The organism is Bradyrhizobium sp. P2_E8 (assembly GCF_056403875.1).
Genome location: NZ_JBFUES010001395.1, coordinates 1 through 1477 on the forward strand (window position 1 = coordinate 1; position 1477 = coordinate 1477).

A 1477-nucleotide genomic window follows, 5' to 3' on the forward strand; every position below is an offset into this window, starting at 1 on the left:
CACTAGGAGAGAGCGAGCTACATGTCGAAATCTCACGGTCCCTTGCGTGTCGGCGTCGGCGGTCCGGTCGGATCGGGCAAGACCGCGCTGATGGATCTGCTCTGCAAGACCATGCGCGACCGCTACGACATAGCGGCAATCACCAACGACATCTACACCAAATGGGATGCGGAATTCCTGGTGCGTTCGGGCTCGCTGACGCCGGATCGCATTGCCGGCGTCGAGACCGGCGGCTGCCCGCACACCGCGATCCGCGAAGATGCCTCGATGAACCTCGCAGCGGTCGCGGACATGCGCGCGAAATTCCCCGGCCTCGACCTCGTGCTGATCGAGTCCGGCGGTGACAATCTCGCTGCCACTTTTTCCCCGGAGCTTGCCGACCTCACCATCTACGTGATCGACGTGGCGGCCGGCGACAAGATCCCGTCCAAGGGCGGCCCCGGCATCACCCGGTCCGACCTCCTGGTCATCAACAAGATCGATCTTGCCCCCCATGTCGGCGCCTCCCTGGAGAAGATGGAGACGGATGCCAAGCGGATGCGCGGCGCGCGCCCCTTTGTCATGACCAACCTGAAGAAGAGCGAGGGGCTCGACCGCATCGTCGGCTTCATCGAGGCCAAAGGCGGCCTGAAACGGGCGGGCTGACGGACGCGACGACTTGGCACAGGCGTTTTCCGCCGTTAACGCCTGAGGCAGGACCGTATCCGCGGAACAAATTCCGGACACGGCGATTGGTTACCTCCGGTACCCGGGGCAAATCCATTCCGGCCGGACGACCGGCCGGGCGGATTAAGCTTTTCAGGCGACCCAAGTTGCGTACTGATGCCTCCTCCTCCATTATCTCCGCCATCGGGGTTCATCCTGTTTCGGCACTTGGCCGTTCGAGCGGCGTTCATATGCTCCGTGTTTATTGCCGACCTCCTGCTTCCGTCTGAGTAGTCGCGTGGTCCGGCTGGGTTTCATCATCGGCTTCATTGCTCTGCTCGGAGCCTTGCTTTCCGGGCTTGCCGCCTATCGCGTCCACGACCAGGAGCTGGCGCTGGACCGGATCGCGCTCGCGCGTGCGATCGACGTCCATGCGAGCCTGGTGCAGGACCGGCTGACCGAGCGCGAGCTGCTCGCGCGTGTCGCCTCCGGCCTGTTCCGCGCGCCATCGGTGCTCAAGCCCAACATGCTGGAGCCGCTGCGCTCGGCGATCTACGCCTTCAAGACCGATTTCGTGGTGGCCGGCTGGGTCGCCCGGCTGCAGCCGAACGAGCTCGTTGCGGCGCAGGCCGCGATCGCGGCCGCCGGCTTCCCGAAGTCGCAGATCCGGGACTACAGCGACAAGCCCATCGCCCCCGCGAGCCTCACCCATCCGATCGACGTGCTGATGGACCTCGAGCCGCGCAGCGACGAGACCAAGGCGCTGCCCGGCCGCAGCTATGACCAGGATCCGGTGCGCAGCGCAATGCTCGCCCGGGCGAGGATCGAGAAG

Annotated in this window: 1 protein-coding gene and 1 pseudogene; both read left to right on the top strand. The window is 65.1% G+C overall.

Annotated elements, in window-relative coordinates:
- Positions 1 to 21: 21 nt before the first annotated feature.
- Positions 22 to 645, top strand: coding sequence for an urease accessory protein UreG (gene ureG, locus AC1D00_RS40775; protein WP_135176332.1), 624 nt, complete (start codon positions 22 to 24; stop codon positions 643 to 645).
- A gap of 298 nt (positions 646 to 943) precedes the next feature.
- A pseudogene (locus AC1D00_RS40780) lies at positions 944 to 1477 on the top strand (histidine kinase); the annotation flags it as partial.

What these genes read in the sequence shown, in the direction of transcription:
- ureG (WP_135176332.1), top strand. Translation starts at nt 22, where the DNA reads ATGTCGAAATCTCACGGTCCCTTGCGTGTCGGCGTCGGCGGTCCGGTC.